The organism is Aeromonas sp. ASNIH1, from assembly GCF_002934285.1.
In the GTDB taxonomy this organism is placed as follows: Bacteria; Pseudomonadota; Gammaproteobacteria; order Enterobacterales; family Aeromonadaceae; genus Aeromonas; species Aeromonas caviae.
This window is the reverse complement of sequence record NZ_CP026228.1, coordinates 3,863,858-3,889,114: the sequence shown is the minus strand read 5'-3', so window position 1 is coordinate 3,889,114 and position 25,257 is coordinate 3,863,858. Positions and strand designations below refer to the sequence as shown.

The following is a 25,257-nucleotide window of genomic DNA, read 5'->3' as shown; positions in this document are numbered from 1 at the left end:
CCACGTGAGCGAAAAATTGGCCAACCCTGCCCCTCTGGGTCTGATGGGTTTCGGTATGACCACCATTCTGCTGAACATCCATAACGCAGGTTTCTTCCCCATCAGCGCCATGATCCTGGCCATGGGTCTGTGCTATGGCGGTCTGGCCCAGATCATCGCCGGCATCATGGAGTACAAGCGTGGCAACACCTTCGGTGTCACCGCCTTCATCTCCTACGGCACCTTCTGGTGGAGCCTGGTGTTCCTGCTGGTGATGCCGACCATGGGTCTGGCCGAGGCCACCCCGCACGCCTACATGGGCTGGTACCTGCTGATGTGGGGCATGTTCACCCTGTTCATGCTGATCGGGACCGTCAACTTCCCCCGCGTGAAGCAGTTCGTGTTCGCCTCCCTGACCGTGCTGTTCTTCCTGCTGGCTGCCCGTGACTTCACCGGCAGTACCCTGATCGGCACCATCGCCGGTTTCGAAGGCATCATCTGCGGCGCCAGCGCCATCTACCTGGCCATGGCCACCGTGATCAACGAGCAGTTCGGTCGCACCGTGCTGCCCATCGGCGAGCAGAAGAAAGCCGCTCCCGCCCAGCTCAAAGCCGCTGCCTAAGCACCCGGCGACATCGCTGTCACGAAAAAGGCACCCTCAGGGGTGCCTTTTGTGTTTCTGCCGCCCGGACGCAGTGCCGGTCAGCCCTGCGCTCCGGGATCTCCGGCCAGCAACCGGGTGGCCGGGTAGCGGGCAGCGGGATCCTGACCGTAGAAGCGGGCGAACTGGTCATAGACCGCAGGGTAGACGGCACGCAGACGCAACGGATCGGTGAAGAAGCTCTCGCTGCACACCGCGAAGAATTCGGCGGGGTGCGAGGCGGCGTAGGGGTCTATCTCGGTCACCTCCTCACTGGTCAACTGATCGTTCATCTCGTCAAACGCACCTTGCAGCGCCCGGGTCCATTGCTGGGGATCCATGCCCCGCGGCAGGGGCGGTGCACCGTCCGCATCCCCTCCCAGCATGTCGAGCTTGTGGGCAAGCTCATGGATCACCAGGTTGAATCCGTCCCAGTCCCCGTCCTGCTGCAATTCGCTCCAGGCCAGCACCAGTGGCCCCTGGGGCCAGGATTCACCGGCGTTCTCCTCTTCAAATTCGCTCACCAGCCCGAACTCGTCCTGCACCTCCTGACGACGGGTCACGGGCTCGGGGATGATGATCACCTCGTGGAAACCTCGATACCAATCGAACCCCAGGTGCAGGATGGGCAGCACTGCCTGCAGGGCCAGCACCCCCTGCTGGCGGGGCGTCAGTTCCACCCCGATCTGGGTGAGGGTCTTGCGCGAGAGAAAATGGCGCGCCAGCTCCATCAGCCTCTGCGCCTCTTCTTCTTCAAGCCCCTGCAAGATGGGCACCGCCGCCAGCGCCTCGCGCCACTCCTGCTCTTCTGGGAGACGAGGCTCCCGGGGAGATGCACCACCCAATACCTCTTTCAACCTGGACCAGAACACACAGACTCCTCTTGCCAATCAGACAGCTTTCACAAAACGTTTCGGACGCTCGCAATACCCTTGCGCCAGATAAAATCGGTGCGCCCCTTCGCGCTTGAGGCTGCTGGAGAGCTCCAGCTGGCCGCACCCCAGGGCTGCCGCCCGCTGCTCTGCCGCCGCCAGCAGCAGGGCCCCGATGCCCCCGCCCCTTGCACCCTCATCGACAACCAGCGCCGAGATCAGGCCCCAGGCTGGTGCAAGGTGCATGGGTTGCAAGTGGTGCCACACCAGCACCCCCACCGGGATCCCCTCGCACAGGGCTACCAGTACCTCCCGCGCCGGATCGGGCTGGGCCAGCCTGGCGCTGACCGCCCCGTCAGGGTTGGGGTAGCCCAACTGGGCAAACAACCCCGTCAATCCGGCCCCATCCGCCTCCCCGGCGAGGCGAATGATGTATCTGTTTTCCCTTGTTGCCACTCCTGGCCTCCTATTTGCATTACCTCAATCAGCCCTCTGGGCATGGCAAAGCGGCAGATGATGGGTATGTACCGAATCTTGTCCAGTTCCATTCACCATTTGTTAATGTCAATTCACAAATTAACAAAGCCACAACACTTTTCACTAGGAAGGCCCTGAACAAACCGATATGTTAAATCCCGCGGACTAACCAGTCGAAAGTCCCGCACAATCCTGAGTGACCCCCTTGGTCACCGCATATTTCAATGTTAAGGGAGCGAGGCATATAGACCTCGCCAAGACAGCGCAACAAAGGAGTTGTTGTACATGAATGAGATCGTCAATGCCATCAATGGCGTGATTTGGAGCCCAGCGCTCATCTATCTGTGTCTGGGGGTAGGCCTCTACTTCTCCCTGCGCAGCCGTTTCCTGCAACTGCGCCACTTGAAAGGCATGATACGCCTGATGTTTCAGGGCAAGGGCAACGATGCCGGTGTCTCCTCCTTCCAGGCACTCTCCATGACCCTGGCCGGTCGCGTCGGTACCGGCAACATCGCCGGTGTGGCCACTGCCATCACCTTCGGCGGCCCGGGCGCCCTGTTCTGGATGTGGATGGTCGCCTTCCTTGGCGCCAGCTCCGCCTTCGTGGAGTCCACCCTGGGCCAGGTCTACAAGGAGAAGATCAACGGTGAATATCGCGGCGGTCCGGCCTTCTACATCGAGAAGGGCCTGGGCATGAAGTGGTATGCCTGGACCTTCGCCATCGCCACCATCTTCGCCTGCGGCGTGCTGCTGCCGGGCGTGCAGGCAAACTCCATCGGCTCCAGCCTGCAGACCGCCTTTGCCATCGACCCCAACGTGACCGCCGCCGGTCTGGCGCTGCTGCTCGGTTTCATCATCTTCGGCGGCGTCAAACGCATCGCCAATTTCGCCAGTACCGTGGTGCCCTTCATGGCGCTGGGTTACATCATCGTGGCCTGCGTCATCATCGCCCTGAACATCGGCCAACTGCCGGGCGTGATCCTGCTCATCTGGAAGAGTGCCTTCGGGATGGAAGCCGGCTTCGGCGCCATTCTGGGTCTGGCCATCATGTGGGGTGTCAAGCGCGGGGTCTACTCCAACGAAGCCGCCCAGGGGACTGGCCCCCACGCCTCCTCCGCCGCGGCGGTGAGCCACCCGGCCAAGCAGGGCCTGGTGCAGGCGTTCTCCGTCTATATCGACACCCTGTTCGTCTGCTCCGCCACCGGCTTCATGCTGCTCATCACTGGCCTGTACAACGTGCAGGGTCCGGACGGTGCCGCCCTCTACACCGGCATCGCCGGCATCGCGGCAGGCCCCGGCTATGTGCAGACCGCCATGGAGAGCATGATGCCAGGCTTTGGCAACTACTTCGTCGCCATCGCCCTGTTCTTCTTCGCCTTCACCACCATCGTGGCCTACTACTACATCGCCGAAACCAACATCGCTTTTGTCAACCGCAAGATTAACCGCCCCTGGCTCACCTTCCTGCTGAAGATTGCGCTGATGGCTGCCACCGTCTACGGCACCGTCAAGACCGCCGATCTGGCCTGGGGCCTGGGTGACATCGGGGTCGGCCTGATGGCCTGGCTCAACATCGGTGCCATCCTGATGCTGCAAAAGCCGGCTTTCGCCTGTCTGAAAGACTACGAGGCACAGCTGGCCAAGGGTCTGGATCCCGTGTTCCACCCGGAAAAGCTCGGCATCAAGAACGCGGACTACTGGATTGAAAACCGCGCCGAAGTAAACCTGATGCGCGAGCAAACCGGCCACCCCTTCGAGGCGGACCCGGATACCGTTGCCAAGTAATCAGACGGCACAATGCAAAATGGCAGCTTCGGCTGCCATTTTCATTTGTGTTGGATGGGTGAGGGGTTCAAAGCGCGTTGCGGCGCGGTCCGAATGGCAGGCGCCAGCGAAACAGGCTGTTGAGGGTCGCCCGCCACTGGTTGGGGCGCCCCAGGATCTGCCTCTGCAACCGGGTCTCTTCCTTGAGCATGGCCTCGTCACTGCGAGCCCAGGCCTGGGTGTAGAGCTGCTTGATCCCCGCCAGCGCATCCGGCGACTTGGTGATCAGGGTCCGGGCAAAGGCCCGCGCCTCTTCCAGGGGATCCGCGCACACCCGGCTCACCAGGCCGAGGGACTTGGCTTCGCTGGCTTCCAGCTCGCGCCCGCTCATGGCAAGCTCCATGGCGGTATCCATCCCCATCAGGTTGCGCAGGGTGACGCTGCCGCTCATGTCGGGGATGATGCCCCACTTGATCTCCATCACCGAGAAGCGGCAATCCGGGGTGCTGAAGCGAAAATCGGCGCCGAGCGCTATTTGCAGGCCGCCGCCAAAACAGACCCCCTGGGTCACCGCAATCACGGGCACCGGCAGTTGATGCCAGCCATAGGCCACCCGCTGGGCCAGGTTGGTCGCCTCGTCCGCCTCGCGCTTGAGGATCTCCAGCGCCGCCACAGGCTGCCTCAGCATGGATTTCACATCCAGCCCGGCGCAGAACGCCCGCCCCTCCCCGTGCAGGATCACGGCCCGCAGCCCTTTTTGCCGGGATAGCGCGTTCAGCGTCTCGTCGATGGCGTCGAACATGGCCCGATCCAGCGCGTTGAGCTTGTCCCCCCGGCAGAGCATCACCTCGGCGATCCCCTCCTGAAACACCCATTTGACCCTTGGCTTTTCCATCTCCGTCTTCGTCCTTTTGATTCAACTGGTCATACCACAACGTTACCAGAGTGTTATGGGCAGGTACAGGGAGGCCGCCCCGGGCCTGCGACTAAAGTCGGCTGGCCCGGTGGTGGAGCCTTTGTCAGACTGGCCCCATGGTCACGGTGGAGCCTCTCATGTCACTTCTGTTCAATTTTGCCCGTCCACCGTTCGACGGCCTGGACGAGGAGGCACGCCAGCGGCTCGGTCAGCACCTCAGCATCTGCTACTTTCGCGCGGGCCAGACGGTGCAGCACGCCGGGGAGGAGCCCGCCGGGCTCTACCTCATCATCAAGGGGGCCGTGGAAGAGTCTGCCCCCCATCAATCCTTTGGCGACTATGGCGAGGGGGACATGTTCGACGTCCGTGCCCAGTTTGACGGGCACTGCCGCCACCGTTTCGCCGCCCTGGAAGATACCCTCTGCCAGCTCATTCCCCGCCCCGTCTTTCTGGCACTGTGCGACGCGCACCCCCATATCGCCCGCTACTTCACCGCCACCCTGGCGGAGCGCCAGCGGGAGCAGGAGCGGCGCAGCCAGCTCGGGCAGCAGAACCTGGCGGAGTTCATCCTGACCCGCATCGCTCCCGACCATCTGCAGGCGCCGCTCATCGTGGAAAGCAGCCTCTCGCTCCTGGCCGCCACCGAGGCCATGGTGGCCAGGGGCACCGACTGCCTGCTCTATCCCGGAGCAGACGGCAGCCTGAGCCTGGCCACCCGCAAGACCCTGCTCCACGCCCTCACCCTCAAGGGATTGCCGCTCAGTGCGCCGCTGGCGGTGCTGACCCCCACCCCGCTGACGGGTCTGCCACTGGGGAGCTATCTGTTCGATGCCCTGCTGCTGATGACCCGCCACCGCATCAAGCGCCTGGTCATCTGGCAGGGGCAGGAGGTGGCAGGCATCCTGCATTTGACCCAGGTGCTCGGGCTCTTCTCCACCCACTCCCATGTGTTGACCCTGCGCATCGCCCGCGCCGACTCCCCGGCCGCCCTCGAGGCGGTCGCCCGGGAGCAGCAGCAGCTCATTCGCTCCCTGTTTGCCCAGGGGATCCACACCCTGTTCCTGATGAAGCTCATCGCCACCATCAACGAGCAGTTGATCGCCAAGGCCTTTTCCCTGGTGATCCCCGCGGCGCAGCAAGAGCAGGTGTGCCTGCTGATGCTGGGGTCGGAGGGGCGTGGCGAACAGATCCAGAAAACCGATCAGGACAATGCCCTGATCCTGCCGGATGGCCTGCCGTGGCCCACCCAGTCGGCGGATCTGGCCGCCTTCAGCGCCCTGCTGGCGCGCCTGGGTTATCCCCCTTGCCCGGGCAGGGTGATGGTCAACAACCCGGCCTGGGTGAAGCCGCTTGGCGGCTGGCTGCAAGGGATAGAGCAGGCCTGTGTGCGCGCCAGCGAAGCGGATCTGCTCTGGCTCGCCACCCTGGCAGATGCCCAGGCCATCACGGGAGATCGCGCCCGGCTCGCCCCCGTCGCCCGTCACCTGCGGGCCTGCCTCGCCGACCGGCCGGATCTGCTGGCGGAGATGGCAAGGGCCGCCGTCGCCTTTCACGCCCCCCTCACCCTCTTTGGCAGGCTGGAGCAAGCCCCGGAGGGGCTGGATCTCAAGCGGGGCGGCCTCTTCCCTCTGGTCCACGGCGTCCGGGTACTCTCCCTGGAGGCGGGGATCCTGGAGACCTCGACCACGGGGCGCATCGAGGCCCTGGTGGGCCAGGGACGCCTCAGCCGGGACTATGGCACCAATCTGGCGGAGGCCTTCCGGCTGTTCATGCGGCTTCGGCTGCGCAGCCAGTTGCAGGAGGGAGACGGACGGGTGCGGGTGGCCGACCTCGGCCCCGCAGAGCGGGATCTGCTGCGCCATGCCCTGCACCAGGTGAAGAAGTTCCAGCAATGGCTCACCTTGCACTTTCGTCTTAGGCAATAGCGATGTGGATGCACTGGCGCCGCCGCTGGCTTGGCAGGACGTTTCGGGAGGGGGAGTTTGCCCCGCTCTTTGCCCGCCCTGCTGGCGACGAGTGGGTGGCGCTGGACTTCGAGACCACCAGCCTGGATCCGGCGCTGGCGGAGATCGTCTCCATCGGGGCGGTGCGCATCCGGGGCAACCGGATAGAGACGGGCGATGCCCTTGCCATCCGGGTCCAGGCTCCCGCCAGCCTGAACGCCGGGTCCGTGGTGATCCACGGCCTGCGCCATCAGGATCTGCAACAGGGAATGGCACTGGAGCCCGCGCTGAGCGCGCTGCTGGAGTTCATCGGCCCCCGTGAGCTGGTGGGGTATCACATCGCCTATGACCTGCGCATTCTCAACCTCGCCTGCCAACGGCTGTGGCGGCTCACCCTGCCCCAGCGCGGCATCGAGGTGAGCCGCCTCTATCACGATCACCTCTATCGCCGCTATCCCGATGCCGCCATCGATCTGCACCTGGCCGCGATCTGTCGCCATCTGGCGCTGCCAGCCCTGCCCCCCCACGACGCCCTGAGCGATGCCGTCACCGCCGCCCTTGTCTTTGTACGCCTGCATCAGGGCGGCCCGCTGGCTTATCCCAAAGTCTAATTGTCCACGAATAACATTTAATTCACATTTTGATTACATGGACAGCCGTGCTGTCCGGTAGGGAACCCCTCATCCACCGCTGACATTCACTGTCATGGAGAACTGCAATGGAACAGCAACCGTATCTTCGGATCCAGCAAGATCCCAACTTCCAGGCACTGGTCGCCAAACGCCAGCGTTTTGCCTGGACCCTCTCCATCCTGATGCTGGGGCTCTACCTGGCGTTCATCCTGCTCATCGCCTTTGCACCGGGCTGGCTTGGCACCCCCTTGAGCGAAGGCTCCAGCATCACCCGTGGTATCCCGGTCGGGATTGGTCTCATCGTATCGGCCTTCGTGCTGACCGGTATCTACGTATTTCGTGCCAACGGCGAGTTCGACGAGCTGAACCAGAAGATCCTCAAGGGAGCGCAATCATGAAAGGCAAGTTTCTGCTGCCGCTGGCAGGTCTGATCTCCACCCCCTTGCTGGCGGCCGACGCCATCAGCGGCGAGGTGCAACGCCAACCCCTCAATATCTCGGCCATCGTGATGTTCGTGGTCTTCGTGGCCGCCACCCTGTTCATCACCTACTGGGCCTCCAAGCGCAACCGTTCGGCTTCCGACTACTATGCCGCCGGCGGGCGCATCACCGGCTTCCAGAACGGTCTGGCCATCGCCGGTGACTACATGTCCGCCGCCTCCTTCCTCGGCATCTCCGCCCTGGTCTATACCTCGGGCTACGACGGTCTCATCTACTCCATCGGCTTCCTGGTGGGCTGGCCCATCATACTGTTCCTGATCGCGGAGCGGCTGCGCAACCTCGGCAAGTACACCTTTGCCGACGTGGCCTCCTACCGCCTCAAGCAGACCTCGGTGCGCAGCCTCTCCGCCAGCGGCTCCCTAGTGGTGGTCGCCCTCTACCTCATCGCCCAGATGGTCGGTGCCGGCAAGCTCATCGAGCTGCTGTTCGGCCTCCAATACCACGTGGCCGTGGTGCTGGTCGGCATCCTGATGGTGCTCTACGTGCTGTTCGGCGGCATGCTGGCCACCACCTGGGTACAGATCATCAAGGCGGTGATGCTGCTCTCCGGTGCCTCCTTCATGGCCATCATGGTGATGAAGTCCGTCAACTTCGACGTCGGTACCCTGTTCAGCGAAGCGGTCAAGGTGCATGCCAATGGTGCGGCCATCATGAGCCCGGGCGGCCTGGTCGCCGACCCCATCTCCGCCATCTCCCTTGGGCTGGCCCTGATGTTCGGTACCGCAGGTCTGCCCCACATCCTGATGCGCTTCTTTACCGTGAGCGATGCCAAGGAAGCCCGTAAATCGGTGTTCTATGCCACCGGCTTCATCGGGTACTTCTACATCCTCACCTTCATCATCGGCTTTGGCGCCATCCTGCTGGTCAGCACCAACCCGGACTTCAAGGACGCCACCGGCGCCCTGCTGGGGGGCACCAACATGGCGGCGGTCCATCTGGCCGATGCGGTGGGCGGCAGCCTGTTCCTGGGCTTCATCTCCGCCGTGGCGTTTGCCACCATACTGGCGGTCGTGGCCGGGCTGACCCTGGCGGGGGCCTCCGCGGTCTCTCACGACCTCTATGCCTGCGTCATCAAGGAAGGCAAGGCCAACGAGGCCGACGAGCTGCGTGTCTCCAAGATGACCACCCTGGTGCTGGGTGTGGTCGCCATCGGCCTTGGCATCCTGTTCGAGAAGCAGAACATCGCCTTCATGGTGGGCCTGGCCTTCTCCATCGCGGCGAGCTGCAACTTCCCGGTGCTCTTCCTCTCCATGTTCTGGTCCCGCCTGACCACCCGTGGCGCCGTCTATGGCGGCTGGCTCGGTCTCATCAGCGCCGTGACCCTGATGATCCTGGGCCCCACCGTCTGGGTGAAGGTGCTGGGTCATGCCCAGGCCATCTTCCCCTACGAATACCCGGCGCTCTTCTCCATGGGGCTGGCCTTCATCGGGATCTGGTTCTTCTCGGTCACCGACAAGTCCCAGGCAGCCTCCGACGAGCATGCGAAGTTCTTCCCGCAGTTCGTCCGCTCCCAGACCGGGCTCGGTGCCTCCGGCGCCTCCGCCCACTAAGTAGCATCCCACGCATCCAAGCCGGCCCAGTGCCGGCTTTTTTCATGACCGCCCCCTCGCCTCCCCTCTGCAAGAGAGGCCGGAGCCCGTTGCCGGCCTGGTCGTGAAATCTTCCCCCCTGCAATGGGGCCAGATCACAGTTCCTGCTAAAACTTTCGGGGGATCTGTGCCATAATGCGCGCCATTTGACAGACCAACCGGGACATTCCAGTGCTTTCAAGCAACAACATCACCATGCAGTTCGGCGCCAAGCCGCTGTTTGAGAACATCAGCGTCAAGTTTGGCGGCGGCAACCGCTACGGCCTCATCGGTGCCAACGGCTGTGGCAAGTCCACCTTCATGAAGATCCTCGGCGGCGATCTCGAACCCACCGGCGGCAATGTGAGCCTGGATGTCAACGAGCGCATCGGTAAGCTGCGCCAGGATCAGTTCGCCTACGAAGAGATGCGCGTACTGGACGTGGTCATGATGGGCCACACCGAGCTGTGGGCCGCCATCGCCGAACGCGATGCCATCTACGCCAACCTGGAAGCGACCGACGACGACTACATGAAGGCCGCCGAGCTGGAAGGCCTGGTCGCCGAATATGATGGCTACACCGCCGAATCCCGCGCAGGCGAACTGCTGCTGGGTGCCGGTATTCCCATCGAGCAGCACAACGGCCCGATGAGCGAAGTGGCCCCGGGCTGGAAACTGCGGGTACTGCTGGCGCAGGCGCTCTTCTCCAACCCCGACATCCTGTTGCTGGACGAACCGACCAACAACCTGGACATCAACACCATTCGCTGGCTGGAGCAGGTGCTCAACGATCGTGAAAGCACCATGATCATCATCTCTCACGACCGTCACTTCCTGAACTCCGTCTGCACCCACATGGCGGATCTGGACTACGGCGAGCTGCGGGTCTACCCGGGCAACTACGACGAGTACATGCTGGCTGCCACCCAGGCCCGCGAGCGCCTGCTGGCCGACAACGCCAAGAAGAAGGCCCAGATCGCCGATCTGCAATCCTTCGTCTCCCGCTTCAGCGCCAACGCCTCCAAGTCCAGCCAGGCTACCTCCCGCCTCAAGCAGATCGACAAGATCAAGATTGAGGAAGTGAAGGTATCCAGCCGTCAGAACCCCTTCATCCGCTTCGAGCAGGACAAGAAGCTCTACCGCAACATCCTGGAGATCGAAGGCGTCTCCAAGGGTTATGGCGACGGTCCCCTGTTCAAGGGGCTCAACATGATGCTGGAAGTGGGCGAGAAGGTCGCCATCCTGGGTACCAACGGGATCGGTAAGTCCACCCTGATCAAGACGCTGGTCGGTGCCCTGGCACCGGATACCGGCACCATCAAGTGGTCCGAGAACGCCCAGATCGGCTACTACGCCCAGGATCACGCCGAAGACTTCGACACCGATCTCAATGTGTTCGACTGGATGGCCCAGTGGAAGCAGGAGAACGAAGACGAGCAGGCGGTGCGCTCCGTGCTGGGTCGTCTGCTCTTCTCCCAGGACGACATCAAGAAGCCGGTCAAGGTGCTCTCCGGTGGTGAACAGGGCCGGATGCTGTTCGGCAAGCTGATGATGCAGCGCCCCAACATCCTGATCATGGATGAACCGACCAACCACCTGGACATGGAATCCATCGAATCCTTGAACCTGGCGCTGGAGATGTACAAGGGCACCCTGATCTTCGTCTCCCACGACCGCGAGTTCGTCTCCTCCCTGGCGACCCGCATCCTGGAGCTGACCGAAGACGGCATCCGCGACTTCGGCGGCACCTACGAGGATTACCTGCGCACCCAGGGTGTGGTGTAATCCCCCGCCTTCAAGCAAAGCGATCAGAACCGGCGCCTCGTGCGCCGGTTTTTTTATGCCTGCTGGCAACGCCGAGCGGGATGCAAACTAGGACGACGTATCCCCCCTGCGAGCGGGCAGCAGCTCTCCCTTGTGCCGCGTGCAGATAAAAAAACGGCTCCATCATGGAGCCGTTTTCACACTTGGGGCCGTGAGGCTGACTTACTCGACAGTGGCTTCCACGTCGGTGAAGTATTCGATCTTGGCCGCCTTGCGCAGCTCGTCGATCAGCGACTTGTAGTCGGCCTGTGCCTTGCCCTGACCCAGCTGACCTTGCAGCAGGCTCACCATCTGGGACGGCTCCTTGATGACGTTGACCTTGTCCAGCGCCACCACCACACGATCACCGTTGGCTTCGGTCACCAGCTCGACGCTCGGCTTGCCATCGATCGGATGGGGCATGCGGAACGCCTGGGTCACCAGGTTCTGATCCATCTCCTGGGCGAAACGGGATACGCCGGTATGGGTATCCACTTTCAGACCCAGCGCGGTCAGGTCGGCCTGAACGTTCTCACCGGCCTTGAGCTTGTCCAGCAGACCCTGGGCCTTGCCACGAGCCACTTCACTGGCCTTGTCGTGCTTGATGGCGGTGATCACCTGCTCTTTCACCTCGGCAAGCGGCTTGGCCGCCTTCGGCTGGTGACCCATGATGTGCAGCACCAGCGCCTTGCCGTCGGCCAGCTCGATCACGTCGGAGTTGGTGTTGTCATCACGCAGCTGTTCGGAGAATGCCACGGAGAGCACCTTGGGATCATTGAGCGGTGTGGGCGCATCGGCCTGGCTGAAATAGCCGGTGGACTGCACCTGGAGGCCCATGGCTTCGGCGGTCAAGTCCAGGGAGTCCGGGTTCTCGAAGCTGCTGTCGGCCATCTTCTGCTGCTCGGCGAAGAACTGCTCCTTGGCCTTCTCAGACTGCAGACGGGCGATGGTATCGCTCATCACGTCCACGAAGGGCTTGGTCTTGGCCGGTTCGACGGCCAGCAGCTTGATGATGTGGAAGCCGAACGGGCTCTTCACCACGGCGGAGAGATCGCCAGCCTTGGCCAGCGCGAACGCGGCTTTCTCGAAGGCAGGATCCATCACCCCTTTCTCGAACCAGTCGAGCTCCCCGCCCTTCTTCGCGGAGAAGGTATCGGAGGAGTCGGCCTTGGCCAGCGCGGCGAAATCGTCACCTGCCTTGGCCTTGGCCAGCACGGCCTCGGCTTTCTGCTCGGCGGCCTTTTCATCCTTGCCAAACGGGATCAGGATGTGCGCCACCTGACGGCGCTCGGGACGCTGGAACAGATCCTGATGCTGGTCGTAGTAATCCTGGGCATCCTGCTCGGTGACCTTGATGTTCTTGCCAAGGTTCGCGGCATCGAGCAGCAGATAGTCGACCTTGACCGTCTCGTCGTTCATGAAGCGAGCGCTGTTGGCCTTGTAGAACTGCTCCACCTCGGCATCGCTCACCTCGATCCCGCCCACATAGGCGGAAGCGGCCAGACGGATCAGGCGCAGGTCACGGGTCTGGTTGTAGAGACGATCCAGTTGCTCTGCTTCACCCTTGAGGGCGAACTCCGATCCCAGCACGGCGCCCATCAATTGCTGGCGCACCATGTCCTGGCGCAGGGAGTCGCGGAACATCTCGGGGGTCATGCCGGCACGGCGAATGAGCTGCAGGTAGCGGTCATTGCTGAACTTGCCGTTCTCGGCAAACTCGGGCATGGCGACGATGGCCTGCTTGATCTGCTCATCGCTGACGCGCAGACCCAGGGAGCGGGCCTTGTCATCGATCAGCGCCTGATCGATCAGACGGTCCAGCACGCCACGGCGGAACTGTTTCATGTAATCGGGATTGGCGGCCAGCTGGTTGAAGGCCTCACCCATTTGGGATTCCATACGGGCCCGCTCATTGCGGTAGGCATTCTCCAGTGCGGGGGCACTGATGTCATTGCCGTTGACGGTGGCGGGGGCGGTACGTGCCGGGCCATTGAGGTAGCTGCCTACCCCGGCCAAGGCAAAGGAGAGGATGATCAGGCCCAAGATAACCTTGGCTACCTTGCCCTGCGCCCCTTCGCGTAGTTTATCCAACATCATGTTTGTACTTATGCTCCCGAACTCGATGGGCGTAAATAATGAAAAGGCGCACCGATTGCGATGCGCCTTGGTCAAGCAGTATGAGGGAGAGCCCTCTCACTTGTCTGGTCAGAGACCAAGGACGGTGCCGATAGATATCAGCGACCGGCTTAGTTGACCGCGTCTTTCAGGGCCTTGCCGGCTTTGAAGGCAGGAACTTTACCGGCAGCGATTTCGATGGTCGCACCAGTTTGCGGGTTGCGGCCGGAACGGGCTGCACGCTCGCGAACGGCGAAAGTACCGAAACCAACCAGAGCAACCTGGTCACCCTCTTTCAGGGCTTCGCCCACGGCATCGATGAAGGCATCCAGCGCACGGCCAGCGGCAGCTTTGGAGATATCAGCACCGTCTGCAATCTTGTCAATCAGTTGAGATTTATTCACTCTTATATTCCCCTTTTATCGAACATCGCTGCGGCGCTGATTTCCCTGGCCACAACAAGTGGAGGTTTTATAACAAGCCTCCTGATCAGTTGCAAGTGACAATCTGGCGCAAACCCGCGCCACATCACGCATTGCGACTCATCATGAGTACCCGATCGGTGGTCAAGGCTACTTCCGTTGTCCGGTGCATGCAAGCCTTAACCACCCCCCGAATGCGCCAAATTTGCGGCGCATCAACATTTACACGACAGAAACGCGTTCGAAACCTTGCGGATTGTCCTGCAACGCCAGTGCAAGCACCTCATCAATCCAGCGAACCGGATAGATTTCAAGATCTTGTTTGACGTTGGCCGGGATCTCCTCGAGGTCACGTTCGTTCTCTTTCGGGATCAGCACACGCTTGATGCCACCACGGTGGGCCGCCAGCAGTTTCTCCTTGAGACCACCGATGGGCAGCACCTCGCCACGCAGGGTGATTTCACCCGTCATGGCCACGTCGGCACGCACCGGGTTGCCGGTGAGGCTGGAGACCAGGGCGGTACACATGGCGATACCGGCGCTCGGGCCGTCTTTCGGGGTCGCCCCTTCCGGCACGTGCACGTGGATGTCGCGCTTCTCGTAGAAGTCGCCGTTGATACGCAGCTTCTCGGCACGGGCCCGCACCACCGTCATGGCCGCCTGGATGGACTCCTGCATCACGTCACCGAGGGAACCGGTGTAAGTGAGCTTGCCCTTGCCCGGCATGTTGGTGGTCTCGATGGTGAGCAGATCGCCCCCCACTTCGGTCCACGCCAGCCCGCACACCTGACCAATCTGGTTCTGGTCGGTGGCCTTGCCATAGTCAAAGCGCTGTACCCCCAGGAACTCCTTGAGGTTCTCCTGGTTGACCTGAACATGCTTGATGCTCTTGTCCAGCAGGATGCGTTTGACTGCCTTGCGACAGATTTTGGAGATTTCACGCTCCAGGCTGCGCACACCCGCCTCGCGGGTGTAGTAGCGAATCACCCCGATCAGCGCCGAATCCTCAATGGTGATCTCGGAAGGCTTCAGGCCGTTGCGCTGGATCTGCTTGGCCACCAGGTGCTGCTTGGCAATGTTGAGCTTCTCGTCCTCGGTGTAACCGGACAGACGGATCACTTCCATCCGGTCCAGCAGCGGACCCGGGATGTTCATGGAGTTGGAGGTCGCCACGAACATCACGTCCGACAGGTCATAATCCACTTCCAGATAGTGATCGTTGAAGCTGCTGTTCTGCTCGGGATCCAGCACCTCCAGCAGGGCGGAAGCGGGATCGCCACGCATGTCCGAGCTCATCTTGTCGATTTCGTCGAGCAGGAACAGCGGGTTCTTCACGCCGACTTTCGCCATCTTCTGGATGAGCTTGCCGGGCATGGAGCCGATGTAGGTACGACGGTGACCACGGATCTCCGCCTCGTCACGCACCCCACCCAGGGCCATGCGCACATACTTGCGGCCGGTGGCCTTGGCGATGGACTGGCCCAGGGAGGTCTTGCCCACGCCGGGAGGCCCGACCAGGCAGAGGATGGGGCCCTTGAGCTTGTTCACACGCGCCTGCACTGCCAGGTATTCGAGGATGCGATCCTTGACCTTGTCCAGGCCATAGTGATCCGCATCCAGCACCTCCTGGGCCTTGCCCAGGTCTTTCTTGACCTTGGAGCGGGTCTTCCAGGGCACCTGCACCATCCAGTCCACATAGCTGCGCACCACGGTGGCTTCCGCCGACATGGGGGACATCATCTTGAGCTTGGCGAGCTCGGCCTGGGCCTTCTCGCGGGCATCCTCCGGCATCCCGGCCTCTTCAATCTTGCGATTGAGGGCTTCGAATTCATCCGGGCTATCTTCCAGCTCACCCAGCTCTTTCTGGATGGCCTTCATCTGCTCGTTGAGGTAATACTCCCGCTGGCTCTTCTCCATCTGCTTCTTGACCCGGGAGCGGATGCGCTTCTCGACCTGCAGCAGATCGATCTCCGACTCCATCATGGCCATCAGAAACTCGATGCGCTCGGACACGGAGGCGATTTCCAGCACCTTCTGCTTGTCTTCGAGCTTGAGCGGCATGTGGGCAGCCATGGTATCGGCCAGGCGCGCCGCATCGTCAATCGCCGAAATCGAGGTGAGTACCTCGGGCGGGATCTTCTTGTTGAGCTTGATGTAACCTTCGAACTGGCCGATGGCAGAGCGCACCAGCACGTCCTGATCCTTCTCCTCGATGGGGGCGGACGCGATGTACTGGGCCTCCCCGACAAAGAAGTCGCGATCGTCGATCATCCGCTCAAGGCGGGCACGCTGGCCCCCCTCCACCAGCACCTTGACGGTGCCGTCCGGCAGCTTGAGCATCTGCAGAATATTGGCCACTGTCCCGACGGAGAAAATTTCCTCCACCGTCGGTTCGTCAGTCGACGCATCCTTCTGGGCCACCAGCAGGACTTTCTTGTCCTGCTCCATGGCCGCTTCCAGACAGCGAATGGATTTTTCCCGCCCCACAAAGAGTGGAATGACCATGTGGGGATAGACCACCACGTCACGAAGAGGCAGGACGGGAATCTCGATGCGTTCTGAACGCTCTAGGTTCATATATGTCCTCTCGGCTTGTTATACCGTTGGCAAAGGCTTGGCTGAGTATATGGGGGCGCAAAGATGAGATTCAATCGCCTTGGCCGTAAAAAGCATGAAAGGGGCAAAAAGCCCCTTTATGTGATTAAAAATCAGACAGTTACTCTGAGGCTGCGGCCTGAGTCTCGGGATTGTCGTAGATCATCAGAGGCGCGGAGTCCCCCTTGATCACCGTCTCGTCGATCACCACCTTGCTGACCCCTTTCAGGGAGGGCAGGTCATACATGGTGTCAAGCAGCACGGCCTCGACAATGGAACGCAGACCCCGGGCACCGGTTTTGCGCTCCATGGCCTTGCGGGCAATGGCATTGAGCGCGTCGTCACGAAACTCCAGCTCCACCTCTTCCAGGGCAAACAGCGCGGCATACTGCTTGGTCAGCGCGTTCTTCGGCTCTTTCAGGATCTGGATGAGGGCGGCCTCGTCAAGCTCGGTCAGGGTCGCGACCACCGGCAGACGACCGATGAACTCGGGGATGAGACCGTACTTGATGAGATCTTCCGGCTCCACCTTGGCAAAGTTCTCGCTCAGGGTTGCCTTGGCATTCTTGGATTTCACCTCGGCGCCAAAACCGATGCCGGTGCCCTTGACGGAGCGCTGCTCAATCACCTTGTCCAGCCCCGCGAAGGCACCACCACAGATGAAGAGGATCTTGGAGGTATCGACCTGCAAAAACTCCTGCTGCGGGTGCTTGCGACCGCCCTGGGGGGGCACGGAGGCGATGGTGCCTTCGATCAGTTTCAGCAGGGCCTGCTGCACCCCTTCCCCGGAGACGTCGCGGGTGATGGAGGGGTTGTCCGACTTGCGGGAGATCTTGTCGATCTCGTCGATGTAGACGATGCCACGCTGGGCCTTCTCCACGTCGTAGTCGCACTTTTGCAGCAACTTCTGGATGATGTTCTCCACGTCCTCGCCCACATAACCGGCTTCGGTCAGGGTGGTGGCATCGGCCATGGTGAAGGGCACATCCAGCAGACGAGCCAGGGTCTCGGCCAGCAGAGTCTTGCCGCTGCCGGTGGGGCCAATCAGCAGGATGTTGGATTTGCCCAGCTCCACGCCACCGGACTCGCTGCCGCTGCGAAGACGCTTGTAGTGGTTGTAGACAGCCACTGCCAGCACCTTCTTGGCGTACTCCTGACCGATCACGTAGTCGTCCAGATGGGCGCGGATCTCATGAGGGGTCGGCAGCTCGCTACCATCGCGCTTGGGAGAGATCTCGCGGATCTCTTCGCGGATGATGTCGTTGCACAGCTCGACACACTCATCACATACGTAGACGGAAGGGCCAGCGATCAGCTTGCGCACTTCATGCTGGCTTTTGCCGCAGAAAGAGCAATACAGCAGCTTGTCGCCCTCACCCTTGCGTTTCTCTGTCATTCAGCGACCTCGTTTTATCAATAGAGGATGGATCGTCCTGCTGAGTTTACAACAGGACGGGGTACCCTGCTCAGCCGCGCTGGCTCAGGATGCCGTCAACCAGACCATAGGCAACGGCCTGCTCGGCGGACATGAAGTTGTCACGGTCGGTGTCGCGCTCGATGGTGGCCATGTCCTGACCGGTATGGAACGCCAGACGATCGTTCAGGGTATTCTTGATTTTCAGGATCTCCTGGGCATGGATCTGGATGTCAGAAGCCTGCCCCTGGAAGCCGCCCAGCGGCTGGTGGATCATCACTCGGGCATTGGGCAGGCAGAAACGCTTGCCCTTGGCGCCACCGGCCAGCAAGAAGGCCCCCATGGAGCAGGCCTGCCCCATGCAGACGGTGCTCACGTCCGGCTTGATGAACTGCATGGTGTCATAGATGGACATACCCGCAGTGACGGCGCCACCCGGCGAGTTGATGTAGATGCTGATGTCCTGATCCGGGTTCTCGGACTCCAGGAACAGCAGTTGGGCCACCACCAGGTTCGCCATGTGATCCTCGACCTGACCGGTCAGGAAGATCACCCGCTCTTTCAGCAGACGGGAATAGATGTCGTAGGAACGCTCCCCTTTCGCGGTTTGCTCTACCACCATCGGGATGAGCGCATTGCGTGGGGATTCAGTCACATCGTTATAGTTCTTGTACATAAGGCATTGTCCCTAAAATAAAATGGCCCGAGTGGAGATCACACGAGCCATTATACTTAACAGTTTTGACCTTAAGTCAAATGTTCTTAGGCAGCGGCACCGGACTTGTTGATCACTTCGTCGAAGGCAACTTCTTTCTCGGTGACTTGCGCCTTGGACAGGATCAGATCGATGGCTTGATCTTCAATGGCCAGGTTGCGCACGCCGTTCAGCATCTGCTCGTTCTGCTGATAGTACTCGATCACTTCTTTCGGATCTTCGTAGGCAGTGGCCATGGACTCGATGATGCTGGTCACACGGGCGTCGTCAGCCTTGATCTCGTTGGTGCGGATGACGTCACCCAGCAGCAGACCAACGCGGACACGGCGCTCGGCCTGGGTCTGGAACAGCTCGGCCGGCAGCTCGGGGGCGTTGCCGCCCTGGAAGCCACCGAAGCGCTGCAGAGCCTGCTGACGCAGGGTGTCGATTTCCTGGGCAACAGCAGCCTTCGGCAGATCGATCTGGTTGGCTTCAACCAGGCCGTTCAGTACCTGCTCTTTCACGCTGTTTTTCAGGGCCTGGGCCAGTTCGCGCTCCATGTTCTTGCGCACTTCTGCCTTCAGCTCTTCAACGCTGCCGCTCTCGATGCCGAAACGCTTGACGAACTCTTCGGTCAGCTCGGGCAGCACTTGCTCTTCAACCTTGTGCAGCTTGGAGGCAAACTTGGCAGCCTTGCCCTTCAGGGCTTCGGCGTGGTAGTCAGCCGGGAAAGTCACCTCGATGGTGAACTCGTCGCCCGCTTTCTTACCCAGGATGGCGTCTTCGAAGCCCGGGATCATGCGGCCAGCGCCCAGTTCCAGGGTGAAGCCTTCAGCCTTGCCACCGTCGAACTCTTCACCGTCGATGGAACCGACGAAGTCCATGGTCACACGCATGCCGTTGGCGGCAGCCACAGCGGCTTCAGTCCAGGTGGCGTGCTGCTTGCGCAGGGTGTCGATCATGTTTTCCAGGTCGCTGTCCTTCACGGTGGCAACCGGCTTCTCGACCTTGATGCTCTCCAGACCGGCAACTTCGAACTCCGGATACACTTCGAAAGTGGCGGTGAATTCGAAATCCTGACCTTCTTTGATCTCTTTCGGATCCATGGTCGGGGCGCCAGCCGGGCTCAGTTTGTTCTCGATGATGGCCTTGATGAAGTTGTTCTGCATCATTTCATCGGCAACGCGGGCGTGAGCCATGGCACCGAACATCTTCTTGATGATGGCAACCGGAGCCTTGCCAGGACGGAAACCGTCGATGCGACGGGTTTTGGCCAGGCCATTCAATTCTTTGCGCACGGCGGCGTCAACGGTAGCGGCCGGTACAGTGATGGTAAGACGGCGTTCCAGACCCTGGGTTGTCTCTACAGAAACTTGCATTCTTTTACCTCGTTCAACTCAGCACTGCGTGCTGACCCTTTATTGCCCCCGGGCAAGCCCGGAGTCTTCCTGTTTATAAAGACAACGACTGTCTTTGTGATGAGAAAATATGACGCGACATTATAGCGGCGTGCAGTGGTCGCGTCGAGCCGCACATCCCCCATCCGGGGCACAGACAGCACAATTTGCGCAAGACTTTCTCCTATATGGGGAAGCCTTGCACCGAGTTCAAGCATTCCATCCGCAATAATTTGCACTGGCTCACTCTTTTTCACGGCGAACGGGCCATTTTGATCGCCATCCGCCGCCAATCAGGCACAAAAATGGCGTGCTGCGACCCAAATTGTCCACCTTCTCGCCTGTGCCATTGCGTCCCCCGGCAGGGCTCGCTATGGTGACAGCCAATTCACGTGCTGCTGGAGTCACCCACATGTCCTTTTTCCGCTTCTTGTTCAATCTGCTCTGGTTCGTGCTGGGAGGCGTCTTCATGGGGCTGGCCTGGTGGCTGGCGGGGCTGCTCTGCTTCATCTCCCTCATCGGGATCCCCTGGGGACGCGCCTGCTTCGTCATCGGCACTTTCACCTTCTTCCCGTTTGGCAAGCAGGCGGTGAGCCGCAAGAGCATGACGGGCCAGAGCGACATCGGCACCGGTGCCCTGGGGCTGATTGGCAACATTCTCTGGTTTGTGCTCATCGGGGTCTGGCTGGCCATCGGCCACATCGCCTCGGCGCTGGCCTGTTTCGTCACCATCGTCGGCATCCCGTTCGGCATCCAGCACCTCAAGCTGGCCCTCATCAGCCTTGCCCCCATCGGCCAGATGATAGTGACCAACCACGAGGCCGAATCGGGCCGCTACATCCGCTGACAGCCCATCTCAGGCTATCCTTGCGGGTGGAAAAAAGGGCAGACTAGGGTCTGCCCTTTTTCATTGCCCCATTCGAGGTCTTCCATGCTGCCCAGCCATTTTTTTGCCAACCTCGCCCGTATGCGCCTCATCTACCGCTGGCCCCTGATGCGCAACATCCAGCCCGAAAACATCGCCGAGCACAGCCTGCAGGTCGCCATGGTGGCCCACGCCCTCGGCCTTATCAGCAATCGCCTGTTCGGCGCTCAGGTGGATGCAGACCGGGCCGCCGTCATGGCCCTCTACCACGACAGCAGCGAGGTACTGACCGGGGATCTGCCCACCCCGGTCAAGTACTTCAATCCCGAAATCGCCCGCGAATACAAGAAGATTGAGCTTGCCGCCGAGCAGCGCCTGCTGGGCATGTTGCCGCCCGAGCTGGTCGAGGACTTTCGCCCCCTGCTCGACTCCGGCGCCCAGGACGAGGCCCTCACCAGCCTGGTGAAGGATGCAGACACCCTCTGCGCCTACACCAAGTGTCTGGAGGAGCTGAGCGTCGGCAACCGGGAGTTCGAGCCCGCGCGAAAGCGCCTCGAGCAGATGCTGGACGCCAGGATGAACCCCGCCATGCGCTACTTCATCGATGTCTTCGTGGGGAGTTTTTCACTGCCTCTCGATGAGTTGAATGCCCATTGATGCCATCAACACGGCACCAGGCATCATCTCCTCCTGCGTATTACTCCGATAACCGCCACTTCGGGGGCTTCCCCACAAAAGAGTGACAATAAAAAGGGCCCCGCAGGGCCCTTTATCACATCCATGGGCATCAATGCCCCAGTTCCCGGGACGGCACCAGGCCGCTCGCCCGCCAGGCGGGATAGAGGGTCGCCACCAGGCTCATCAGGATGGCGGCGCCGGTCACGATGAGCAAGTCCTGCATGTGCAGCTCGGTCGGCAGGAAGTCGATGAAGTAGATGTCCGGATTGAGGAAACGGTGCCCGATCACCCCTTCGATGGCGCTCAGGATCTGGGTCAGCTTGCTGGAGAGCAGGCCGCCCAGCAGGGCGCCTAGCAAGGCTCCCGCCACCCCGTTCACCATCCCCTGGATGACGAAGGTGAGCCGGATCTGGCCCGGGCTCGCCCCCATGGTCTTCAAGATGGCGATCTCGCTGCGCTTCTCGTTCACCGCCATCACCAGGGTGGAGACGATGTTGAAGCAGGCCACCGCCACCACCATCAGCATCACCACGTACATCACGGTGCGCACCATCTGGATGTCCTGATAGAGATAACCCTGACGGCTCATCCAGCTGCTGATATAGACGTAGTGCGGGAATTTCTGGGCCGCCGCCACCGTGATGGACTGGGCCTTGAGCACGTCGCTCACCTTGAGGCTGAACCCCTCCACCGCGCTGCCCATGCCGGTGATGGCCTGGGCGTCCGCCAGGTGCATGAAGCCGAGCAGGCCGTCGAGCTGGCCGCCGATCTCGAGCAGCCCCACCACGGTGAGCGCCTCCCGTTTCGGGTTCTTGATGCCGGCGGCATCCCCCGCTTGGGGCAGCAGCAGGGTGACGGTGTCCCCTGTCTTGACCCCCAGCTTGTCGGCGATGATCTTGCCGAGGATGACCCCGTGTTCACCCGCCTGCAGCTCGCGAAGGCCCCGCCCCGTCATGAAGTTGCCCGCATCGGAGAGATTGGCTTCCAGCTCCGGCAGCACCGCACGCAGCTGGACCCCCTTGAGGGCGGAGCCGTGCTCCAGCAGGCCGTCCAGGCGAATGACCGGGGCAGCCGCCTCCACCCCGGGCTGGGCCAGCAGGTAGTCCCTGAGCCGCGGCCAGTCAGGCAGTGGCGCCTCCATGCCGATGAGCTCGCCGTGGGGTACCACGGAGAGCACCCGGTTCTTGAGCTCCCGCTCGAACCCGTTCATGGCGGAGAGGCCAAGAATGAGGGCCATCACCCCGAGGGCGATGCCGATGAGGGAAGAGGCCGAGATAAAGGCGATGAAGCCGTTGCGGCGGCGGGAGCGGCTGTAACGCAGGCCCAGGAACAGGGGCAGCGGTTTGAACATCAGGCGACCTCCGCCATGATGCCGCTCACCAGGGTGACCCGGCGGTGGAGCTTGGCCGCCAGGCTCAAGTCATGGGTCACCACCACGAACGCGGTGCCAAGCTCGCGGTTGAGCTCGCACAAGAGCTCATAGACGGCGGTGGCGCTGGCATGATCCAGGTTGCCGGTGGGCTCGTCCGCCAGCACCAGGCTGGGTTCGTTGACCAGGGCACGGGCGATGGCCACCCGCTGGCGCTCGCCACCGGAGAGCTCGGACGGTCTGTGGTTGAGACGGTGGGAGAGCCCCACCCGCCCCAGCATCTTGCTCGCCTTCTCGGTGGCGCTGGCCACCGACTCACCGGCGATCAGCAGCGGCATGGCCGCATTTTCCAGCGCGCTGAATTCCGAGAGCAGGTGGTGGAACTGGTAAACGAAACCCAGCTCCTGGTTGCGAAACCTCGCCTGGGTGCGGCTGTCCCAGCCATGGATGTCCTGCCCCTTGAACAGCACGGCGCCGCTGGAAGGGTTGTCCAGCGCCCCCATAAGGTGCAGCAGGGTGGTCTTGCCGGAGCCCGAGCTCCCCACCACCGCCAGCATCTCCCCGGGGGCGACGTCCAGCTCGATCCCCTTGAGTACCTGGGTCTCCAGATTGCCCTCTTTGTAGACATGATTGAGGGCCTGGCAGCGCAGCAGCGGCTCGCAGGAGACGGATTGATTCATAACGGGGGCTCCACTTGCACCAGTAACAACAGAAGATGAATTATTCATAACGCAGCGCCTCCGCCGGTTTGACCCGGGCCGCGCGGGAGGCCGGGTAGAGGGTGGCACTGAAACTCAGCAGCACGGCACCCAGCAGGATCGTCATAACCTGGGCCGGCTCGACGATGACTGGCAGACCGCTGCCCCCCGCCGCCATATAGAGGTTGAGCCCAAGGGCATTGAGCAGAGGATTGAGGCCGAAGCAGAGCGCCAGCCCCGCCAGCCCCCCGAACAGGGCGCCGATGACGCCGCTCGACGCCCCCAGCACCATGAAGATCTTGACGATGCCGGATTCGCTCATGCCCATGGTACGCAGGATGGCCACCTCCCCTTCCTTGTCGGTGACCACCATCACCAGGGCGGAGAGGATGTTGAAGGTGGCGACCGCGATGATCAGCACCAGCATCAGCCCCATCATCCGTTTTTCCATGGCCACCGCCTGGAACAGCTCGCCGCGCTCGCGGCGCCAGTCCTGCCACTCCAGCCCGTCCGGCAACGCGGTCTTCACCACCTCGTCGGCGGCGAAGGGATCGTCCAGCCAGAGGCGGATGCCGCCCACCTTGTCTGCGGGCAGGCGCAGCATGCGCTGGGCATCCCCCAGGGCAATCAGGGCCACCTGGCTGTCCACGTCGGCGCCGACCCCGAAAATGCCGGAGACGGTGAAAAGACGCTGGGCCGGCACCCGGCCAAAGGGGGTAAAGCGGGTACCTTCGGTCAGAATGAGACGCACCTGGTCGCCGATAGAGACCTTGAGTCGGCTGGCCACCCCCTGCCCCAGCACGATGTGGTATTCACCGGCCTGCAGGCTGTCAAGGCGCCCTCCCAGCATCTGGGCGTGCAGGATGTCATCCTTGGGCCAGCGGGCGGGATCGATCCCCTGCACGCTCACGCCGGTGAGCTGACCCGGGCTTTGCAGCATGCCTTCGCTGTCGAGCATGGGGGCCGTGGCCACCACGTGGGGCAAGCCGGCCAGATCGGGCAGACCTTCGGGCTCGGCCTCGATGCGTCCGGCCTGATTGGTCACCACCACATGGGGGATCACCCCGAGGATGCGCCCCTTGAGCTGGCCTTCGAACCCGTTCATCACCGAGATCACCACCATCAGGGCGGCGACCCCGATGGCGATGCCAAAGGTGGAGAACAGGGAGATAAAGGAGACGAAGCGGTTACTGCGTCGCGAGCCTGCATAACGCAGGCCGATGGCCAGCGACAGTGGCTGAAAAAGTCCGGTCTTCAAGGATATCTACGTTGCCAACGAAATAAGATACCGGATAATAAAGGGAAACCGTCTATGACAACAAGGGATAGCCTCCATGCAGGAACAGTTCTTCAGCGTCACCCATGCCACGCCGGTCAATGTGATCCCCATGCCGGCCGACTTTCGTCTGCCGACGCTGGAGGCCCTGGAGGCCGAGTTGCCCGAGCCGTTTCGCATCGCCTCCGCCATCACCTCCATCGATCTGGTGAGCAGCCGGCTGCTGCGCAGCCAGAACGAGTCCATGCACGATCTGGTGGAGATCATCAATCAGCAGTCCCGCAAGATCGACATGATCATGGGCTATGTGCTGGCAGCCCAGGATCATCCCGAGCACCGCTTCCACACCCTGCGCTTTGGCGCCGGGCAGCTCACCTACCTGCACCCCCACCAGGGGCACGGGGAGGCCCCCGCCCTGCACCAGATCGTGCGGCTCAAGATCTTCCTGCGGGAAGAGGCCTCCGCCGTCTACTGCTACGGCGAGGTCGTGCAGCGGGACGCCGGAGAGCATGGCACCCACGTGGTGCTCGACTACGTGCGCATCCGCGAGGATGACCGGGAGCTGCTGGTGCGCGCCAGCCTGCATGTGCAGTCGAAACAGCTCAAGCTGCGTGCCCAGGAACGTCAGCGCTAACCCAGG

Annotated in this window: 22 protein-coding genes; 10 read left to right on the top strand and 12 right to left on the bottom strand. The window is 61.8% G+C overall.

All coding sequences use genetic code 11. The features are described 5' to 3' along the window. The first annotated feature begins 4 nt into the window (after positions 1–4). Positions 5–601, top strand: coding sequence for an acetate uptake transporter (locus C2U37_RS18925; RefSeq protein WP_029314465.1), 597 nt, complete (start codon positions 5–7; stop codon positions 599–601). 80 nt (positions 602–681) lie between these two features. Here the strand turns inward: C2U37_RS18925 and C2U37_RS18920 are convergent, their stop codons facing one another. Together C2U37_RS18920 and C2U37_RS18915 are read right to left on the bottom strand one after the other, a co-directional pair. Beyond that, positions 682–1,491 carry a zinc-dependent peptidase gene (locus tag C2U37_RS18920; protein WP_104452893.1) on the bottom strand — a complete coding sequence of 270 codons (810 nt, stop codon included), beginning with the start codon at positions 1,489–1,491 and terminating at the stop codon, positions 682–684. Positions 1,492–1,509: 18 nt separating this feature from the next. Next, complete coding sequence (locus C2U37_RS18915) at positions 1,510–1,923, bottom strand: GNAT family N-acetyltransferase (protein ID WP_029314462.1); 414 nt, start codon at positions 1,921–1,923, stop codon at positions 1,510–1,512. Positions 1,924–2,253: 330 nt separating this feature from the next. Here C2U37_RS18915 and C2U37_RS18910 point away from each other — a divergent pair, with 330 nt between their 5' ends. Next, positions 2,254–3,753 (top strand): alanine/glycine:cation symporter family protein, encoded by a 1,500-nt coding sequence (locus C2U37_RS18910; RefSeq protein WP_010674582.1) that lies wholly within the window; start codon positions 2,254–2,256, stop codon positions 3,751–3,753. 67 nt (positions 3,754–3,820) lie between these two features. Here C2U37_RS18910 and C2U37_RS18905 read toward each other — a convergent pair whose 3' ends face one another. Then, a complete protein-coding gene (locus C2U37_RS18905) occupies positions 3,821–4,627 on the bottom strand; it encodes a crotonase/enoyl-CoA hydratase family protein (protein WP_010674581.1) in 807 nt (268 codons plus the stop codon). Positions 4,628–4,785: 158 nt separating this feature from the next. Between C2U37_RS18905 and C2U37_RS18900 the strand changes: the two genes are divergently transcribed. The 5 genes from C2U37_RS18900 to C2U37_RS18880 all read left to right on the top strand — a co-directional run bounded on the left by C2U37_RS18900 (position 4,786) and on the right by C2U37_RS18880 (position 11,076). Next, a complete protein-coding gene (locus tag C2U37_RS18900) occupies positions 4,786–6,573 on the top strand; it encodes a putative nucleotidyltransferase substrate binding domain-containing protein (protein ID WP_041211372.1) in 1,788 nt (595 codons plus the stop codon). 2 nt (positions 6,574–6,575) lie between these two features. Then, positions 6,576–7,202 carry a 3'-5' exonuclease gene (locus C2U37_RS18895; RefSeq protein ID WP_104452892.1) on the top strand — a complete coding sequence of 209 codons (627 nt, stop codon included), beginning with the start codon at positions 6,576–6,578 and terminating at the stop codon, positions 7,200–7,202. Positions 7,203–7,309: 107 nt separating this feature from the next. Next, positions 7,310–7,621, top strand: coding sequence for a DUF485 domain-containing protein (locus tag C2U37_RS18890; protein ID WP_039039049.1), 312 nt, complete (start codon positions 7,310–7,312; stop codon positions 7,619–7,621). Next, positions 7,618–9,273: a cation acetate symporter gene (locus C2U37_RS18885; RefSeq protein WP_039039048.1), complete on the top strand. Its 1,656-nt coding sequence runs from the start codon at positions 7,618–7,620 to the stop codon at positions 9,271–9,273. The genes C2U37_RS18890 and C2U37_RS18885 overlap by 4 nt, the downstream gene beginning before the upstream one ends. A gap of 210 nt (positions 9,274–9,483) precedes the next feature. Then, positions 9,484–11,076 carry an ABC-F family ATPase gene (locus tag C2U37_RS18880; protein ID WP_010674576.1) on the top strand — a complete coding sequence of 531 codons (1,593 nt, stop codon included), beginning with the start codon at positions 9,484–9,486 and terminating at the stop codon, positions 11,074–11,076. A 201-nt stretch (positions 11,077–11,277) separates the two neighbouring features. Here the strand turns inward: C2U37_RS18880 and ppiD are convergent, their stop codons facing one another. The 6 genes from ppiD to tig all read right to left on the bottom strand — a co-directional run bounded on the left by ppiD (position 11,278) and on the right by tig (position 19,713). Next, positions 11,278–13,191 (bottom strand): peptidylprolyl isomerase, encoded by a 1,914-nt coding sequence (ppiD, locus tag C2U37_RS18875; RefSeq protein ID WP_161653526.1) that lies wholly within the window; start codon positions 13,189–13,191, stop codon positions 11,278–11,280. Between the two features lie 149 nt (positions 13,192–13,340). Further along, a complete protein-coding gene (gene hupB / locus C2U37_RS18870; protein WP_005315375.1) occupies positions 13,341–13,613 on the bottom strand; it encodes a nucleoid-associated protein HU-beta in 273 nt (90 codons plus the stop codon). Positions 13,614–13,853: 240 nt separating this feature from the next. Then, positions 13,854–16,208 carry an endopeptidase La gene (lon, locus tag C2U37_RS18865; protein WP_041215258.1) on the bottom strand — a complete coding sequence of 785 codons (2,355 nt, stop codon included), beginning with the start codon at positions 16,206–16,208 and terminating at the stop codon, positions 13,854–13,856. 139 nt (positions 16,209–16,347) lie between these two features. Next, positions 16,348–17,622, bottom strand: a complete 1,275-nt coding sequence (clpX, locus tag C2U37_RS18860; RefSeq protein ID WP_010674573.1) for an ATP-dependent protease ATP-binding subunit ClpX — start codon at positions 17,620–17,622, stop codon at positions 16,348–16,350. Positions 17,623–17,692: 70 nt separating this feature from the next. Beyond that, complete coding sequence (gene clpP, locus C2U37_RS18855; protein WP_005324106.1) at positions 17,693–18,316, bottom strand: ATP-dependent Clp endopeptidase proteolytic subunit ClpP; 624 nt, start codon at positions 18,314–18,316, stop codon at positions 17,693–17,695. A gap of 86 nt (positions 18,317–18,402) precedes the next feature. Then, positions 18,403–19,713, bottom strand: coding sequence for a trigger factor (gene tig / locus C2U37_RS18850; RefSeq protein ID WP_104452891.1), 1,311 nt, complete (start codon positions 19,711–19,713; stop codon positions 18,403–18,405). A 430-nt stretch (positions 19,714–20,143) separates the two neighbouring features. On the opposite strand from tig, the gene C2U37_RS18840 reads away from it, so the two are divergent. Then, the gene (locus tag C2U37_RS18840) at positions 20,144–20,578 is read left to right on the top strand and encodes a YccF domain-containing protein (protein WP_042016081.1); all 435 of its coding nucleotides are present in this window, start codon (positions 20,144–20,146) and stop codon (positions 20,576–20,578) included. 84 nt (positions 20,579–20,662) lie between these two features. Then, a complete protein-coding gene (yfbR, locus tag C2U37_RS18835) occupies positions 20,663–21,253 on the top strand; it encodes a 5'-deoxynucleotidase (protein ID WP_010674569.1) in 591 nt (196 codons plus the stop codon). A 130-nt stretch (positions 21,254–21,383) separates the two neighbouring features. On the opposite strand, the gene lolE is transcribed toward yfbR, so the two are convergent. The 3 genes from lolE to C2U37_RS18820 are packed head-to-tail and all read right to left on the bottom strand — an operon-like array spanning position 21,384 to position 24,599. Continuing rightward, positions 21,384–22,625: a lipoprotein-releasing ABC transporter permease subunit LolE gene (gene lolE / locus C2U37_RS18830; RefSeq protein ID WP_039039045.1), complete on the bottom strand. Its 1,242-nt coding sequence runs from the start codon at positions 22,623–22,625 to the stop codon at positions 21,384–21,386. Further along, a complete protein-coding gene (gene lolD, locus C2U37_RS18825) occupies positions 22,625–23,323 on the bottom strand; it encodes a lipoprotein-releasing ABC transporter ATP-binding protein LolD (protein ID WP_010674567.1) in 699 nt (232 codons plus the stop codon). The genes lolE and lolD overlap by 1 nt, the downstream gene beginning before the upstream one ends. Positions 23,324–23,363: 40 nt before the next feature. Then, positions 23,364–24,599 carry a lipoprotein-releasing ABC transporter permease subunit gene (locus tag C2U37_RS18820; RefSeq protein WP_104452890.1) on the bottom strand — a complete coding sequence of 412 codons (1,236 nt, stop codon included), beginning with the start codon at positions 24,597–24,599 and terminating at the stop codon, positions 23,364–23,366. Between the two features lie 76 nt (positions 24,600–24,675). On the opposite strand from C2U37_RS18820, the gene C2U37_RS18815 reads away from it, so the two are divergent. Beyond that, a complete protein-coding gene (locus C2U37_RS18815; RefSeq protein WP_042863798.1) occupies positions 24,676–25,251 on the top strand; it encodes a PilZ domain-containing protein in 576 nt (191 codons plus the stop codon). Positions 25,252–25,257 lie beyond the last annotated feature (6 nt).